At 39.2% G+C, this 15,393-nt stretch carries 15 protein-coding genes; 9 read left to right on the plus strand and 6 right to left on the minus strand.

Features of this window, described 5'->3' with window-relative positions:
• Positions 1–17: 17 nt before the first annotated feature.
• Together ACF8D3_RS13975 and ACF8D3_RS13980 are read right to left on the minus strand one after the other, a co-directional pair.
• A complete protein-coding gene (locus ACF8D3_RS13975; protein WP_392471963.1) occupies positions 18–473 on the minus strand; it encodes an acyl-CoA thioesterase in 456 nt (151 codons plus the stop codon).
• A gap of 114 nt (positions 474–587) precedes the next feature.
• Positions 588–1,967, minus strand: coding sequence for a Do family serine endopeptidase (locus tag ACF8D3_RS13980; RefSeq protein WP_392471964.1), 1,380 nt, complete (start codon positions 1,965–1,967; stop codon positions 588–590).
• Positions 1,968–2,339: 372 nt separating this feature from the next.
• Between ACF8D3_RS13980 and nadB the strand changes: the two genes are divergently transcribed.
• Positions 2,340–3,977 (plus strand): L-aspartate oxidase, encoded by a 1,638-nt coding sequence (gene nadB, locus ACF8D3_RS13985; RefSeq protein WP_392472222.1) that lies wholly within the window; start codon positions 2,340–2,342, stop codon positions 3,975–3,977.
• Positions 3,978–4,226: 249 nt separating this feature from the next.
• Here the strand turns inward: nadB and tmk are convergent, their stop codons facing one another.
• Genes tmk through pabC form a run of 3 tightly spaced genes read right to left on the minus strand, consistent with a single transcriptional unit; the run spans position 4,227 to position 6,710 of the window.
• Complete coding sequence (gene tmk / locus ACF8D3_RS13990; protein WP_392471966.1) at positions 4,227–4,826, minus strand: dTMP kinase; 600 nt, start codon at positions 4,824–4,826, stop codon at positions 4,227–4,229.
• Positions 4,826–5,896 (minus strand): endolytic transglycosylase MltG, encoded by a 1,071-nt coding sequence (gene mltG, locus ACF8D3_RS13995; protein WP_392471967.1) that lies wholly within the window; start codon positions 5,894–5,896, stop codon positions 4,826–4,828. The genes tmk and mltG overlap by 1 nt, the downstream gene beginning before the upstream one ends.
• Position 5,897: 1 nt before the next feature.
• Positions 5,898–6,710: an aminodeoxychorismate lyase gene (gene pabC, locus ACF8D3_RS14000; RefSeq protein WP_392471969.1), complete on the minus strand. Its 813-nt coding sequence runs from the start codon at positions 6,708–6,710 to the stop codon at positions 5,898–5,900.
• A gap of 254 nt (positions 6,711–6,964) precedes the next feature.
• Here pabC and ACF8D3_RS14005 point away from each other — a divergent pair, with 254 nt between their 5' ends.
• From ACF8D3_RS14005 to ACF8D3_RS14030, 6 genes are all read left to right on the plus strand, one after another.
• Entirely contained in the window at positions 6,965–7,972 is a 1,008-nt protein-coding gene (locus ACF8D3_RS14005; protein ID WP_392471971.1) for a sulfate ABC transporter substrate-binding protein, read from the plus strand.
• Positions 7,973–8,061: 89 nt separating this feature from the next.
• Positions 8,062–8,664 carry an RBBP9/YdeN family alpha/beta hydrolase gene (locus ACF8D3_RS14010; RefSeq protein WP_392471972.1) on the plus strand — a complete coding sequence of 201 codons (603 nt, stop codon included), beginning with the start codon at positions 8,062–8,064 and terminating at the stop codon, positions 8,662–8,664.
• A gap of 75 nt (positions 8,665–8,739) precedes the next feature.
• Complete coding sequence (cysT, locus tag ACF8D3_RS14015; RefSeq protein WP_392471974.1) at positions 8,740–9,573, plus strand: sulfate ABC transporter permease subunit CysT; 834 nt, start codon at positions 8,740–8,742, stop codon at positions 9,571–9,573.
• A complete protein-coding gene (gene cysW / locus ACF8D3_RS14020) occupies positions 9,570–10,469 on the plus strand; it encodes a sulfate ABC transporter permease subunit CysW (protein WP_061523581.1) in 900 nt (299 codons plus the stop codon). Before cysT ends, cysW begins: the two co-directional genes overlap by 4 nt.
• Positions 10,470–10,480: 11 nt before the next feature.
• Positions 10,481–11,551: a sulfate/molybdate ABC transporter ATP-binding protein gene (locus ACF8D3_RS14025; RefSeq protein WP_392471975.1), complete on the plus strand. Its 1,071-nt coding sequence runs from the start codon at positions 10,481–10,483 to the stop codon at positions 11,549–11,551.
• A gap of 75 nt (positions 11,552–11,626) precedes the next feature.
• A complete protein-coding gene (locus ACF8D3_RS14030; RefSeq protein WP_061396832.1) occupies positions 11,627–12,550 on the plus strand; it encodes a CysB family HTH-type transcriptional regulator in 924 nt (307 codons plus the stop codon).
• Between the two features lie 87 nt (positions 12,551–12,637).
• Here ACF8D3_RS14030 and carO read toward each other — a convergent pair whose 3' ends face one another.
• Positions 12,638–13,387 carry an ornithine uptake porin CarO gene (gene carO, locus ACF8D3_RS14035; RefSeq protein ID WP_004878512.1) on the minus strand — a complete coding sequence of 250 codons (750 nt, stop codon included), beginning with the start codon at positions 13,385–13,387 and terminating at the stop codon, positions 12,638–12,640.
• Positions 13,388–13,681: 294 nt separating this feature from the next.
• On the opposite strand from carO, the gene dapD reads away from it, so the two are divergent.
• Both dapD and queE read left to right on the plus strand, forming a co-directional pair.
• Positions 13,682–14,503: a 2,3,4,5-tetrahydropyridine-2,6-dicarboxylate N-succinyltransferase gene (gene dapD, locus ACF8D3_RS14040; protein WP_004878511.1), complete on the plus strand. Its 822-nt coding sequence runs from the start codon at positions 13,682–13,684 to the stop codon at positions 14,501–14,503.
• 136 nt (positions 14,504–14,639) lie between these two features.
• Positions 14,640–15,350, plus strand: coding sequence for a 7-carboxy-7-deazaguanine synthase QueE (gene queE, locus ACF8D3_RS14045; RefSeq protein ID WP_061393423.1), 711 nt, complete (start codon positions 14,640–14,642; stop codon positions 15,348–15,350).
• The last annotated feature ends 43 nt before the right edge of the window (positions 15,351–15,393 follow it).

Consider the following 15,393-nt stretch of genomic DNA (forward strand, 5'->3'; position numbering starts at 1 on the left):
ATAACGACTTAACACTTTCATTTTTCCGCATAGGAAATTGAAAAATCCATTGGATCTAATTCATTTGAAATTGGCTGATAAGCCTGAGTAAAACTCGGCGACATACGCTTTGGTCGGCCAGTTGCAATTTCAATACATGCCCATTTAGTATTTCCTACGAATAAAACACTTTGATCTTTTGGTCGATAAAATGCGTACTGCCGGAATGAATAGAGCGCATTAATGTCATCCAACCAAGTTCGTAAAATGATTTCTTCGCCCTCAAGCGCAGCTTTACGATATTGAACATGATGCTCAACCGCCACCATCGCATGTTTTAACTCTAAATATTGGGTTAAACCTAAACCCAACGTTTCTATATGTGCGGCTGCAACATCCTGCATCCATTGGATGTACATCACATTGTTGACATGACCCAATACATCAATATGTTGTGGTTGAACCTGTATTTTTAAATCAAGAATTGTGCTCATAATTTTTCGTACTTCAACAACAAAAGTTCAGTGCCGTACCTTAGTCTAAACAACTCAGTATTACAAAATAAAAAAACCACCCTATCCAATAGAGTGGTTTTCTTATTTATTTGATTACTTCGGTAAACGCAATCCTAAAATTGCACGTTGGCCTTGGCGAATAATCGTTATTCGCGCAACACTATTTTTAGGTAAAGCGGCAACCGTTTTTGCAAACATTTGACTGTTCGTAATTGCCGTTCCATTTACCTGAACAATAACATCGCCAGCAACGATATTAGATAGAGATGCTAATCCACCACGTTTAACATCTTGAACCAAAATTCCACCACGAACATTTAAACTTGCTAATTCAGCTTCTGTCAATGTACGGATACTCATGCCCAACCCACTGGTTGGATTATTTTTATCTTCTGCTGCTGGTGTATCATCAGGTGCCGTACCCAATGTCGCTGAAATTGTACGTGTTTTATCATCACGTAAAATCTCTAACTGAATTGTTTGATCTGGTGCAGTACGGTTCAACACATTGAGTAAATCACCTGTACGAGAAATCGAAGTACCATTGATTTTTAAAATCACATCACCTGATTTAAGCCCAGCTTTTTCAGCAGGTGATTTCGGCGAAACTTGATTAACCAGAGAACCTTCTGGTTTTGGTAATTTATAGGCTTCCGCTAAATTTCGATCAATATCCTGCAACATCACGCCTAGATAAGAACGTGTCACTTTGCCATTGGTTTTAAGCTGCTGAACAACATCCATTGCAACATCAATTGGAATCGAGAACGACAAGCCCATATATCCGCCCGTACCACTAAAAATACGAGAGTTCACACCAACCACTTCACCCTTTTGGTTGAAAAGTGGTCCACCAGAATTACCAGGGTTTAAAGCAGCATCTGTTTGAATAAATGGCACTGATGTTTCACCACTCATGTTACGGGATTTAGCACTCACAATCCCTGCTGATGCTGAGTAATCGAAACCAAATGGAGAACCAATCGCCAAAACAGGCTCACCGACTTTTAACTGGTCGACATTACCAACTTTTAATTCAGGAAAATTCGTACCATTTACTTTTAGTACAGCAACATCAGTACGTTCATCACTACCAACCAATGTCGCATCTAGTTCACGACGGTCATTCAATGTGATACTGATTCGTGATGCATTTTCAATAACATGATGATTTGTAACTAAGTAACCATCTTTACTAATGAAAAATGCACTTCCATAAGCTGTTTTTTCTTGTGGCCCCTGCTGTTGAGGGATAATCACTTGATTACCAAAGAAACGACGTAAGATTTCAGGAACCTGTTGTTGCAATAACTCTTCCTGAGTCATTTTCTTCACAACATTCACACTCACTACAGCTGGACTAACCTGCTCAACGAGATTTGAAAAATCTACTGGAGCTGCGGCATCGACTTGAGCTGCTGCTACTGTAAATACCGCTGCAAACATTCCTTGTTGTAAATATCGACTTTTCATGAAGCAAGAACCTACATACTGATGATCGAATAAAAATTTAAGGTTATGTTGTATCATAACCATTTCATACGTTTCGTTAAAAAATGTTTATATTTTCAATGTATACAAAGAAATAAAAACCTAAAATGTGAATAAATTGTGGAGGAAAATTAATATAACCACTGTTCAAAACAGGTTTTATAATGACCAACTTAAACTCACATTAAAAAAATGTTCCTAAACGTAATCGCATGATTATTGATATGTAGCAATACAACAAAACAAGCAAATTATTGACTCATTCGCCAAAAAATCGCTCAATTCTAAGCAGATTAGCTCTTGCCTTTTTGTTCAAAAAGCGTTGTCATTAGCGAACGTTTGAAATTGAAGCAGATCGACATGCCTGATTTAGAAACAATTCATCATTTTGACATGATTATTGTGGGCAGTGGCGGTGCAGGTTTAAGCCTAGCACTCTCTTTACCAAGTCATTACAACATCGCGATTTTAGCAAAGGCTGCGCTCACAGAAGCGAGTACCTATTATGCTCAAGGTGGTGTTGCTGCAGTATTAGATGAGACTGACTCAATTCAACAACATATTAATGACACGATGATTGCAGGTGCACATTTATGTGAACTAGATGCAGTAAAGCATACGGTCGAAGGTGGTAAACCCTCAGTTGATTTTTTATTAGAACAGGGTGTTCAATTTACATTAGATGATGATGAGCAACTCCACTTAACGCGTGAAGGTGGTCACTCGCAGCGTCGGATTATTCACTCAGCCGATGCAACCGGCAAAGCCATTTCAACAACTTTAGTTGAGCGTGCAAAAGAAAGAAAAAATATTACAATTTTTGAAAACTATATTGCGATTGATCTCATCACAAAACACAAACTTGGTCATTTAGGTGAAAAGAATAGAGCGATTGGCTTATATGCTTTAGATGAGAAAAATGAACAAGTCCATACTTTCTTAGCTCCATTTACAGCACTTGCTTGTGGCGGCGCAATGAAAGCATATCTTTATACATCTAATCCTGACATTGCTACAGGCGATGGTATTGCAATGGCTTATCGAGCAGGTTGCCGTGTTGCCAATATGGAATTCAATCAATTCCATCCAACTTGTTTATATCATCCGAAAGCGCGCTCTTTCTTAATTACAGAAGCAATGCGTGGTGAAGGCGCTTATCTACGTTTACCAGACGGTGAACGTTTCATGTTGCGTTTTGACGAACGTGCTGAACTTGCACCTCGTGATATTGTGGCTCGTACTATTGACCACGAAATCAAGCGTCTCGGGATTCGTCATGTGTGGTTAGACATCACCCATAAATCACCAGAATTTATTACCGAGCACTTCCCTACTTTATATGCACGACTTATTGAACTTGGTATCGATATCACCAAAGATATGATCCCTGTCGTTCCAGCTGCACATTATACCTGTGGCGGTGTCGTCGTCGACGAGAATAGTCAAACTGATTTAGATGGCTTATATGCGATTGGCGAGACCTCGTATACTGGTTTACACGGCGCCAACCGCATGGCAAGTAACTCTTTATTGGAATGTTTTGTCTATGGCATGAGTGCAGCTAAAGATATCCAACAAAAATTTGATTCGGACTTTAAATTTCCTACTGTACCGTCTTGGGATGAGTCTCAAGTCACGGATGCGGATGAAGATGTTGTAATTCTGCAAAACTGGGATGAGCTGCGTTCGACTATGTGGAACTATGTCGGTATTGTCCGGACTACTAAGCGTTTGCAACGTGCCTTACATCGTATTGAAATGCTAAAACGCGAAATTACTGAATATTATCAAGATTACCGTGTCAGTAAGAACTTGATCGAATTGCGTAATTTGGTTTTGGTTTCGGAAATGATTGTACGTTGTGCGATGGAACGGAAGGAATCTCGTGGTTTGCATTACACATTGGATTATCCAGAACTCTCAAATGAGATTCGTAAGACAGTTTTAACTCCACCAAACTTTAAAGTGGAACAGCCGTTGGTGAATGAATAATACTCATTTATTTACCTATTTTTTTAATTGGTACTGCCTCATACAATCAGAATAATTAGATCTTGTTTGTATAGGCAATACATTACTTTGAAGGATCAAAGTAATCAAAATCCCTTGTTGGACAGAGGGTACATCCTTGTTACCCCTGTCCAACGGGCGGCATCCATGCCGCCAATCTGGATAGTAAATAACAACTTGAATTCAAATACTAAAAATCAGGCTGTTTTCTAACTTGATATTGCTTAAGGCCTATTTCAAATATTGCAAAGCTTCTTCAAACACAACATCCGCATTCTGTGTTGCATCCAAACGCTTGATTCGTTCAGGCTCTGCTTGCCATAAAGTCTCATAACCCGCACGCACCTTAGCAAAGAAACTCAATTTCTCTTGTTCAAAACGATCCAATGCACCACGCTCTCGTGCACGGGTCATCCCCAACTCAATCGGGGCATCTAACCAAAAGGTAATATTCGGCATTTTCGCCACAAAAGTTTGATTTAACAGTTGCAACTTTTCCTGACTTAAACCACGCCCTGAACACTGATAAGCAAAGCTGGCATCGGTAAAACGATCACTCAGCACAATTTTACCTGCTTCTAATGCGGGTAAAATCACTTGCTGTAAATGCTGTGCACGTGCTGCATAAATCAATAACAGCTCGGTATCATGACTCATTTGCTCTTCATGATTCACCGCCAATAATAGTGAACGAATCTGCTCGGCAAGTGGTGTTCCACCCGGTTCACGAGTCAACACCACTTCTTTACCTTGTTGTTCAAAGTACTGATGAATTTTACGAATCAGTGTTGTTTTCCCTACACCTTCCGTCCCTTCAAAACTAATAAACATCATTCACCTTGCTTTTTCTTTGAACGTAGCACAGTTAAATATTCTTGAACTGCACGATTATGGTCTTCTAAAGACGCTGTAAATTTATGACCACCATTGCCGGTGGCGACAAAATAGATATTTTTGGCATCATCAGGGTGCATAGCCGCTTCAATGGCTTTTTTACTTGGCAATGCAATTGGTGTTGGTGGTAAACCGTTAATAGTATAGGTGTTATAAGATGTAGGCGTACGCAAGTCATTACGTGTGATATTGCCTTTATAATTTTCACCCATGCCATAAATTACCGTTGGATCAGTTTGCAAGCGCATACCTATTTTTAAGCGGCGTACAAAAACACCAGAAACTTGCTGAAGCTCACTATCCAAACTCGTTTCTTTCTCAATAATAGAAGCCATGATCAATGCTTCATACTTATCTTTATATGGCAGATTTGAAGCTTTATTTGCCCAAGCCTCATCTAATGATTTCATTTGGCGATGATATAAATCCGTTAGAATTTTCTTATCTGTTTCACCTTTGGCGAAGAAATAAGTATCTGGCGCAAATAGACCTTCTGGATGTGAATAAGGAATATCGAGTGCTTTTAACAATTGATCTTGGGGTAAATCCAAAATTGTTTTGGTTACATTCGAATCTTTTTTAAGATTTTGAACAAGCTGCTTAAATGTTGTCCCTTCTATCACCAAAATTCGATTCATCTGTGCATTTTCAGCATCAGACAACATCGATAAAACTTGGCGAATACTCATTCCCTGAGTGACTTCATATACACCAGCTTTCATAGTGTCATGGATTAAAAACTTTTGATAAAGCTTTAATACAATAGGCAAGCTGACTTTACCTTCTTTGGCTAGGCGATCAATAAATCGGGAATAAGTATCCCCAGATGAGATCACTAAAAGTTGCTTTTTGCCATCAACAGGGTAATTTTTAAAAAGATTTGCCCATAAAATACCAAATATAACCAAAGCTAAAAGGAAAACAGCAATCCAAAAGGCTTTGAAAGTAGATTTCGGTTTAGCTTTTGGCTTTTTCTTGCTTTTGCTCGTGTTTGGTGACTTTGGCATATTAATCAATCTGGTTAAGTTTTAAAGTATGAAATAAATCAAGGTAAGGCTGTTGAGCTAAAACTCGATGATCAAATCGAATTACGGCTTTCATAGGATGCAAAGCATTACAGAAAAATAAACTCTGAATCTGCCCAAGCTCATGCATTTCGACACAACGCTGTTCACATTTCACCAGATATTGTTGCATCAGAGAAAGGATTTTTGCTCGCATAACACCGTGGACGCCATTATAACGAAGTTCTGGTGTAATCCATTGATCATTTATACGAATGAAACAATTACTGCTCACCCCTTCAACAATATTTCCCTGAACATCACTCACCAAAGCCTCTAACCAGCCTTGTTGATCAGCCTCTTGCTTTAATAACACTTGTTCTAAGCGATTTAATGTTTTCAGTCCAACAAGATGAGGCATATTTAAACCTAAAGCATGTGTAAGTAAACCACTTTCAATCCATTCTGGTTGAAAAGCTTGCATGACTCTTGGGTAATACCACACATAAATATCCGCTGCATGTAAAGGCAGACTATAACCACGATCACCTTCACCACGACTAACAACCACTTTTAAAGTGCCATTTAGTTGAGAATTCTGTTGTTGCAGTTGTTCAAGTGAAGATTCAATCAAAGATAAATCTGCATCTAAACTTAAACTTTTACAGGCCAAAGCTAAGCGAGCAAAATGCAGCTCTTTTAACTCAAAATTATTTTGGAAAAGACGAGCCGTTGTAAAACAACCATCACCGTAATGAAAAGCGCGATCAAGCAAAGGAATAGACTCAATCAGTTGTCCATTTTTATAGCATTGCATGATCCAAACACCTTTCAAAATTTTGCATATAGTCGCACTAAATAGCAGAACAACCTATTGATTTTAAAAAATTATAACAACTTAAAATTTATAAATAAAAATTTCTTTTTTATCAATAATTCAGCATAGCTTATCTCATTTATATATTTCTCTATTTTTCATATCAAATTCGATTTTAATTATTTTTTTTGCAAAAAAACTGGCGTTATGCTGCATTCATATTCCAAACAAACATTGAATTTTTAGGGGTTTTCATGCGTTTATCTCAAATCAAAGTTGGTATTATTGCCACACTATTATCAGTTTCATCTTTTGCTGCTCAAGAATTCTTGAACGTTTCTTATGATCCTACACGTGAGCTATATACGGATTTTAATAAACAATTTGGTACTTTTTGGAAACAACGTACTGGGCAAGATATTGATTTCAAGCAGTCACATGGTGGTTCAGGAAAGCAGGCACGAGCTGTAATAGATGGTCTAAATGCAGATGTTGTGACCTTAGCGCTTGCCGCTGATATTAATGAAATTGCAGAAAAGGCAAAATTATTACCAAGCGATTGGCAAAAGAAATTACCAAATAATTCGACACCTTATACCTCAACAATTGTATTCCTCGTTCGTAAAGACAATCCTAAACAAATCAAGGATTGGGGTGATCTCATTAAACCCGGTGTAGAAATTATTACACCAAACCCAAAAACCTCTGGTGGTGCTCGTTGGAACTATTTGGCGGCTTGGGCATGGGCAAAACACCAGAAAGGTGGCAACGATGCAAAAGCGCAAGAATTTGTTCGCCAAATTTATAAACAAACCAAAGTGCTTGATTCTGGCGCTCGCGGTGCAACCACTACATTCGCTGAACGCGGTATTGGCGACGTCTTATTGGCTTGGGAAAATGAAGCTTATCTCGCAGTACGAGAGCAACCGGGTAAATTCGAGATTATTACGCCATCTCTTTCAATCCTTGCAGAGCCACCAGTTGCAATTGTAGAAAAAAATGCGGCAAAGAAAGGCAATTCTCAAATCGCTCGTGGCTACTTAAATTATCTGTATTCACCAGCTGGACAAGAAATCGCGGCTCGTAATTTCTACCGCCCACGTAATGCCGCAATTTTAAAAAAATACAGTACAACCTTTAAGCCACTGAAATTGGTGACGATTGATCAAGAGTTTGGCGGCTGGAATACAGTACAAAAAACTCACTTTGATAATGGTGGTGTGTTTGACCAGATCGTAAAACTCAACAGCACAGGAAAATAAAATCCCTCTCTTGCATAGCGACAAACGCAGCTCGTCTTTTAGCGTGTAGTTCACAAGAGAGATTTTCAGGGATTCTAAGGAGATTAGACATGATTCATACTGTAATTGTTCCCGGTGTTGGCGGTAGTGAAGCACAACATTGGCAGTCTTGGTTACAACGTAAGCTCGTGTCTAGTTCTCGCGTTGAACAAACTCACTGGGATCGCCCTGTGTTAAGTGAATGGATTACTCAATTTGTTAAAACTATTGTTGCAGCTCCCGCACCTGTTCAAATCGTGGCACATAGTTTTGGCTGTTTAACTAGTGTTGCTGCACTTGAGGAACACCCAGAACTCCGAACTAAAGTGAAAAATTTAGTCTTGGTTGCGCCTGCAAATCCTGCACGTTTTGGTGAATCAGGTTTCGCTCGTCATAGTTTGACTGACTACAAGCAGTATTTTCATCAACTTAAAATTGACGTACCAGCCACATTATTGATTAGCGAAAATGATCCGTGGTTAGGCTATGTCGATGCGCTACAACTGGCTCAGGCATGGAAACTAACACCCATCAATCTAGGTGCTGTTGGTCATATTAATGTCGCTTCTGGCTTTGGCCCATTCCCCGAGATCCTGAAATACTTGCTGCCTGAAAAAAACATACAACCTATCGTCCGAATGAGTCAGGCAAATTTTAATTTGAAATTTGCCTAATATCGCCTCCGTATTTTTAGTATTTGCATTATTTATTTGCTTGTTTTAGCAAACATTTCTCTTTGAGGAAATATCATGTCGCAGCGTTCCCGAGTGCTGCCTGGGTTTGGTCTCTCATTAGGCTTCACCCTCGCTTATGTGTCTTTGATTGTTCTTATTCCATTATCTGCTGTCTTTATCAAATCTTTAGGAATTGGATGGGATGGTTTATGGGAAATCTTAACCTCTGAACGAATTTTGAAATCCTTACAGCTGAGCTTTAGTGCTGCATTAATTGCTGCACTAGTTAACGTTATTTTTGGCTTGTTACTGGCTTGGTGTTTAGTACGTTATAGCTTTCCAGGTAAACGGATTGTTGATGCATTAGTTGATTTACCTTTTGCATTACCAACTGCTGTTGCAGGTATTGCATTAACCTCTTTATATGCCCCAACAGGCTGGATTGGACAATATCTTTCCCCTCTTGGGATTGAAGTGGCTTATACCCCTATTGGTATTACCCTTGCTTTAATCTTCATTGGTCTACCCTTTGTGGTCCGTACTGTTCAACCAGTACTCAGTGATATTGAAACCGAACTGGAGGAAGCTGCTTCTGCCTTAGGTGCAAATCGTTGGCAGACGATTACCAAAATCATTTTGCCGATTCTATTCCCTGCCTTGCTCACTGGATTTGCTTTGGCTTTTGCCCGAGGCGTTGGTGAATATGGTTCCGTGATTTTTATTGCAGGTAATCAACCCTATAAAACTGAAATTGCCCCCCTGATGATCATCTCTCGCTTAGAGGAATATGATTATGCAGGCGCAACGACCATTGCAGTAGTCATGCTCATTCTGTCATTTGCCATTCTATTTTTAATTAACTTAGTACAAGCGTGGGCAAGCCGTCGCACAGGGAGAGTTGCACAATGAGCTTAAACACCAATAGCAATGCTTTAGCATTGAAATTACAAGCCAGAGATGCAACCCGAGAACCAACTTGGGTCCGTTATACCTTGATTGGTGTTGCACTCATCTTTTTCTTAAGCTGCTTAATCTTACCGTTGATTTTGGTTTTTGTTGAAGCATTTAAACAAGGTCTAACTGTTTATATGAATGCTTTAACCGATTCAGATACGTTATCGGCAGTGAAATTGACACTACTTACAGCTGCGATTGCCGTACCAATAAATGTGGTATTTGGTGTTGCAGCAGCATGGGCCGTTGCAAAATTTCAGTTCCGCGGTAAAGCCATCTTAACCACCATCATTGATATGCCTTTCTCGGTATCACCTGTCATTGCAGGTTTAATGTTAGTCCTAATCTTTGGTACACAAGGTTGGATGGGCAACTGGTTAATGGATCATGACATCAAAATCTTGTATGCCGTACCTGCGATTGTAATTGCCACTATTTTTATTACTGTTCCATTTGTAGCTCGTGAACTCATTCCATTAATGGAAGCTCAAGGTACTGAGGAAGAAGAAGCAGCGATTGTACTCGGTGCATCAGGTTGGCAAACCTTTTGGAGAGTCACTCTACCCAATATTAAATGGGGTTTGATCTACGGTGTGATTCTGTGTAATGCCCGTGCAATGGGTGAGTTTGGTGCAGTCTCCGTGGTTTCAGGCCATATCCGTGGCCAAACCAATACCTTACCGTTACATGTTGAGATTCTCTATAACGAATATACATTTAGTGCTGCATTTGCTGTGTCTTCGTTATTGGCATTTTTAGCGATCATCACTTTGATTTTGAAAACATGGCTTGAAGTCCGCCAAGACCAAGCAAATAAACATCAGCCCAACCAAGATCAACCTAGCCACTAAGGAATGAACACATGAGTATTCAAGTAAAAAATATTGAAAAACACTTTGGTGCATTCCATGCGCTGAAAAATATCTCTTTAGACTTTCCTGAAGGTGAATTGGTCGCCTTACTTGGCCCTTCAGGCTGTGGAAAAACAACGTTATTACGCATCATTGCAGGCTTAGAATCTGCAGATGGTGGTCAGGTTTTACTTGAAGGTGAAGATGCCACAGACATTCATGTCCGTGAACGACAAGTAGGCTTTGTATTCCAGCATTATGCATTGTTCCGTCACATGAGTGTTTTTGACAATATTGCCTTTGGTTTACGTGTTCGCCCACGTGCAACACGTCCATCAGAAGCTGAAATTAAAAAACGTGTGACTCGCTTACTTGATCTCGTTCAACTTGGCTTTTTAGCAGACCGTTATCCAGCCCAACTTTCAGGTGGTCAACGCCAACGCATCGCTTTAGCACGTGCACTCGCTGTTGAACCGCGTGTTTTATTACTAGATGAGCCATTTGGCGCACTGGATGCAAAAGTTCGTAAAGAATTACGCCGTTGGTTACGTACTTTACATGATGAGCTACATATCACCTCGATCTTTGTAACGCACGATCAAGAAGAAGCTTTAGAAGTTGCAGATCAAATCATTGTCATGAATAAAGGTGATGTCGAACAAATTGGCTCACCACGAGAAGTTTATGAAAAACCAGCAACGCCATTTGTTTTTGATTTCTTAGGTCAAGCAAATCGCTTTGAAGGTGAACACTCGAACGGTATTATCCATATCGATGAAAATCGCATTCAGCTTCCAAATATAGTTGAAGCACCACAAGGAAAAGTGATTGCATTTGCAAGGCCAAATGAATTACATATTCATACCCAACCTCAGAACAACACCATTAAGGCTACTTTCCTACGTGAAGTATGGATAGCTGGGAAAGTTATTGCTGAATTACAAGATCGTAGTGGACGTACGATTGAAATTTTATTAAGTGTAGAAGAAGCAAATTTACATCAATTCAAACCGAATCAAACTGTTTGGATAAGTGCAACTCAACTTCATTTATTTGCAGACCAAACGACGCAAGTTGCTTAGAATAATACCTTGAGGATGGTTAAAATGTTCTTGCTGAACTTTAGCCGTTCCTCACCTTTTATGTGGAAAATGATTATGAACTTTCAACAACTCAGAATTATTCGAGAAACTGTTCGTCAAAACTTTAATTTAACTGAAGCTTCAGCGGCACTTTATACCTCCCAATCAGGTGTCAGTAAACATATTAAAGATTTAGAAGATGAATTAGGCGTGCAACTTTTTGTGCGTAAGGGCAAACGTTTACTTGGACTCACTGAGCCAGGTCAATCTCTCTTGAGTATCGTTGAACGTATGTTGGTTGATGCTGATAACATCAAACGTCTTGCCGATGATTTTAATAAAGTCGATGAAGGCACACTTACAATTGCAACGACACATACCCAAGCACGTTATGTTTTGCCTCCTATTGTGAACCAATTTAAAAAACTATTTCCCAAAGTGCATTTGGTTCTACAACAAGCTAGCCCCGTTGAAATTGCTGAAATGTTGTTACAGGGTGAAGCAGATATTGGTATTGCGACGGAGTCATTAACTACTGAGGAAAATTTGGCGAGCGTACCTTATTATGAATGGCACCACAGTATCATCACCCCGAAAGATCATCCTTTAGCAAAACTAGATAAAATTAGTCTCGACATTTTAGCTGAATACCCACTCATTACTTATCATGGTGGCTTCACAGGTCGTTCAAAAATCGACAAAGCATTTGAAGATGCACATCTGCACGCTGACATCGTCATGTCTGCTTTAGATGCCGATGTTATTAAAACCTATGTTGAGCTCAATATGGGTGTCGGTATTGTCAATGATGTTGCTTATGATGCTGAGCGAGATTATCGTTTGCAACAGATCAAAACAGAAATTTTTGGTACAAACACAACGTGGATCGCAGTTCGTAAAGGACATTTACTTCGTGGTTACGGCTATGAGTTCATTTCACTGTGTTCACCAAAAACAGACATTAAAGCACTTAAAAAAGTAGCCTACCCTGAAGAATAAATAAAAACAAAAGGCACATAAAAAGCCTTTTGTTTTCTTTAGATCATAAAAAAACGAGCTTAAAGCTCGTTTTTTTTATTTAGTTGTTTAGAACTTGAAGTTCACACCAACTTTAGCCACTGGCATCCACTCATATTTGCTCTTGTTAGCAATTTTGTCTGCTTCGCGATCAGCCGCTGATTGACCTGACTCAACACCACCAACTTTTACCAGACCTTCTGATTTCAGATCAACAGTTGGGTTGCCAGTATAGTAAGCACCGACTTCACCAAACACACCTATGTTTTTATAGACTGGAGTGTTAAGACCAAAACCTAAGTATGGAGCAAGCTGGTTGTCATAGTTTAAATGACCTTTTACAGAACCACTGCCGCCAGGTGCATAGTAGTTAGAACCATCGATTTTAATCGTATCGTTCGAGTTAGATACTGATTTTTTCAAATCATAGCTATTATCTAAATAACCAACACCAGCTGCTACATATAATGCACGAGCAAACGCATTTTCATTCGCACCCCATGGATAAATTTCTGCATTTAAATATGCGTTTTTATTATCCATATCCATATCATACTTAGTGCCATCAATTTTCAAGCTATCAGACCAAGAGATATCTCCGCCGTTATAACCTAAGCTTAGTGCCACATAAGGATTCACACGATATGAGATCGCACCACCATAACCTGTCGTACCTACTTCAGCACGTACAGAAACTGGATCTAAATATGAAGGGAAAGCATAAACTGATTCCTTCACAACTTGTTCATCTGCTGCAAATGCAGTACCTGCAATCGCTGTTAATGCACCTGCTGCTAACATAACACGCAAAGCTTTCATTGGAGTCTCCTCAAAAAATGCTCTTATTTAAAAATGTATAATTGTTGCTTGTGGAATTAGCATAAAAGAATGGTCGCTAACTTTTTATACAGAAAATGATTACTTTTTGTTATTTTTTGATACAAATTCAGAATAATTGTGAATTGTAAAATAATGAATAAAAAACAATAAAATCCGTTTTTATTACAATTTTGTTGCATAAATTTAAAACAGTTTATTGTAACTACTTTTTTCAAAGCTAATTGATCTAATTTAGTGTAAAATCTTCAAAATTTTTTTGGAAGATGGAAGATCATGTCTCAGCTTTCTACAATCATTGAGCAAGCATTTGAAGACCGCGCCAACTATAGCGCAGCGGACTGCCCTACTGAAATTCGTCAAGCTGTTGAAGAAGCTTTGACTGGCTTAGACAACGGTACACTGCGTGTAGCTGAGAAAATCGATGGTGAATGGGTTGTTCACCAATGGTTAAAAAAAGCAGTTTTATTATCATTCAAACTTAATGACAATAAACCAATCGAGTCTTGTGATCTTCGTTTCTATGACAAAGTTGATACAAAACACGCAGGTTGGACTGAAGAACAATTTAAAGCAGCTGGTGTACGTGTTGTACCGCCTGCTGTTGCTCGTCGTGGAAGTTTCCAAGCGAAAAATGTTGTATTAATGCCATCATATGTCAACATCGGTGCGTATGTTGATGAAGGAACAATGGTTGATACATGGGCAACTGTAGGTTCATGTGCACAAATTGGTAAAAATGTTCACTTGTCTGGTGGCGTTGGTATTGGTGGTGTTTTAGAACCATTACAAGCAAACCCAACAATTATTGAAGACAACTGCTTCATCGGCGCACGTTCTGAAATCGTTGAGGGTGTAATCGTTGAAGAAGGCTCTGTGATTTCAATGGGCGTTTTCATCGGTCAATCAACTAAGATCTTTGATCGTGAAACAGGTGAAATTCACTACGGTCGTGTACCTGCTGGTTCTGTTGTTGTTGCAGGTAACCTTCCTTCTAAATGTGGCACATACAGCTTATATGCTGCAATCATCGTGAAAAAAGTTGATGCTAAAACTCGTGCTAAAACGAGCTTGAACGACTTATTACGTGCAGACTAATCTGTCATTTATTTAAGGAACTTAACCGTTCCTTGGAGCTTCAGTCGCTCCTCGTCTCTACGATCAGACATGGTCGTAGAGATTTTGTTTTTATATAGCATGCTGCTTTTGTTATAACTGTTTGTGGTAACTCTTTATGGCTTCCTTACGTTCTTCTGCAATTCCTGTCTCTGATCCTGCGGCTGGGCTGCGTATTACTGAGATTTTTTATTCTTTGCAAGGCGAAGCGAATACCTTTGGTTTACCGACTGTATTTATCCGCTTAACAGGTTGCCCACTCCGTTGTAGTTACTGTGATACGACTTACTCCTTTGAAGGTGGTGAGCGTTTTTCACTTGAACATATCATCGAAACAGCAAGCCAATATAAAACACCTTATATCTGTGTCACAGGTGGAGAACCTTTGGCACAACCGAATTGCTTGATTTTGTTGCAACGCCTTTGCGATTTAGGTTTTCAAGTTTCTCTCGAAACCAGTGGTGCTTTAGATGTATCAAAAGTTGATTCACGCGTTTCTAAAGTGCTTGATTTGAAAACACCAACTTCAAAAGAAGATCATCGTAATTTATTGAGTAATATTGATCACCTCACGCAGCACGATCAAATCAAATTCGTCATTTGCAATCGAGAAGATTATGAATGGTCTAAACAGCAACTTGAACAATTTCAATTGCAGGAAAAAGTGAGTACAGTGTGGTTCTCACCAGCCTTTGCTGTTGAAAAAGGTGCCGTTGCCTTACCTGCTTTAGCATGTGATTTGGCACAATGGATTTTAGAAGACCATCTCCCCGTTCGGTTCCAACTACAGTTACATAAACTGTTGTGGAACGATGAATCTGGTCGTTAGAAAACTTTAAAAGTTCGTTCTCAAAATAGATCAGCTTTTTTTA

This window comes from Acinetobacter sp. YQ_14, from assembly GCF_043102985.1.
GTDB classification, from domain to species: domain Bacteria; phylum Pseudomonadota; class Gammaproteobacteria; order Pseudomonadales; family Moraxellaceae; genus Acinetobacter; species Acinetobacter venetianus.

Excerpts from the sequence above, each read along its gene's own strand:
- queE (WP_061393423.1), top strand. The coding sequence starts at position 14,640 with ATGGCTTCCTTACGTTCTTCTGCAATTCCTGTCTCTGATCCTGCGGCT.
- ACF8D3_RS13975 (WP_392471963.1), bottom strand. The coding sequence starts at position 473 with ATGAGCACAATTCTTGATTTAAAAATACAGGTTCAACCACAACATATT.
- ACF8D3_RS14010 (WP_392471972.1), top strand. The coding sequence starts at position 8,062 with ATGATTCATACTGTAATTGTTCCCGGTGTTGGCGGTAGTGAAGCACAA.
- ACF8D3_RS14030 (WP_061396832.1), top strand. The coding sequence starts at position 11,627 with ATGAACTTTCAACAACTCAGAATTATTCGAGAAACTGTTCGTCAAAAC.
- ACF8D3_RS14025 (WP_392471975.1), top strand. The coding sequence starts at position 10,481 with ATGAGTATTCAAGTAAAAAATATTGAAAAACACTTTGGTGCATTCCAT.
- pabC (WP_392471969.1), bottom strand. The coding sequence starts at position 6,710 with ATGCAATGCTATAAAAATGGACAACTGATTGAGTCTATTCCTTTGCTT.
- ACF8D3_RS13980 (WP_392471964.1), bottom strand. The coding sequence starts at position 1,967 with ATGAAAAGTCGATATTTACAACAAGGAATGTTTGCAGCGGTATTTACA.
- cysT (WP_392471974.1), top strand. The coding sequence starts at position 8,740 with ATGTCGCAGCGTTCCCGAGTGCTGCCTGGGTTTGGTCTCTCATTAGGC.
- cysW (WP_061523581.1), top strand. The coding sequence starts at position 9,570 with ATGAGCTTAAACACCAATAGCAATGCTTTAGCATTGAAATTACAAGCC.
- tmk (WP_392471966.1), bottom strand. The coding sequence starts at position 4,826 with ATGTTTATTAGTTTTGAAGGGACGGAAGGTGTAGGGAAAACAACACTG.
- ACF8D3_RS14005 (WP_392471971.1), top strand. The coding sequence starts at position 6,965 with ATGCGTTTATCTCAAATCAAAGTTGGTATTATTGCCACACTATTATCA.
- carO (WP_004878512.1), bottom strand. The coding sequence starts at position 13,387 with ATGAAAGCTTTGCGTGTTATGTTAGCAGCAGGTGCATTAACAGCGATT.
- mltG (WP_392471967.1), bottom strand. The coding sequence starts at position 5,896 with ATGCCAAAGTCACCAAACACGAGCAAAAGCAAGAAAAAGCCAAAAGCT.
- dapD (WP_004878511.1), top strand. The coding sequence starts at position 13,682 with ATGTCTCAGCTTTCTACAATCATTGAGCAAGCATTTGAAGACCGCGCC.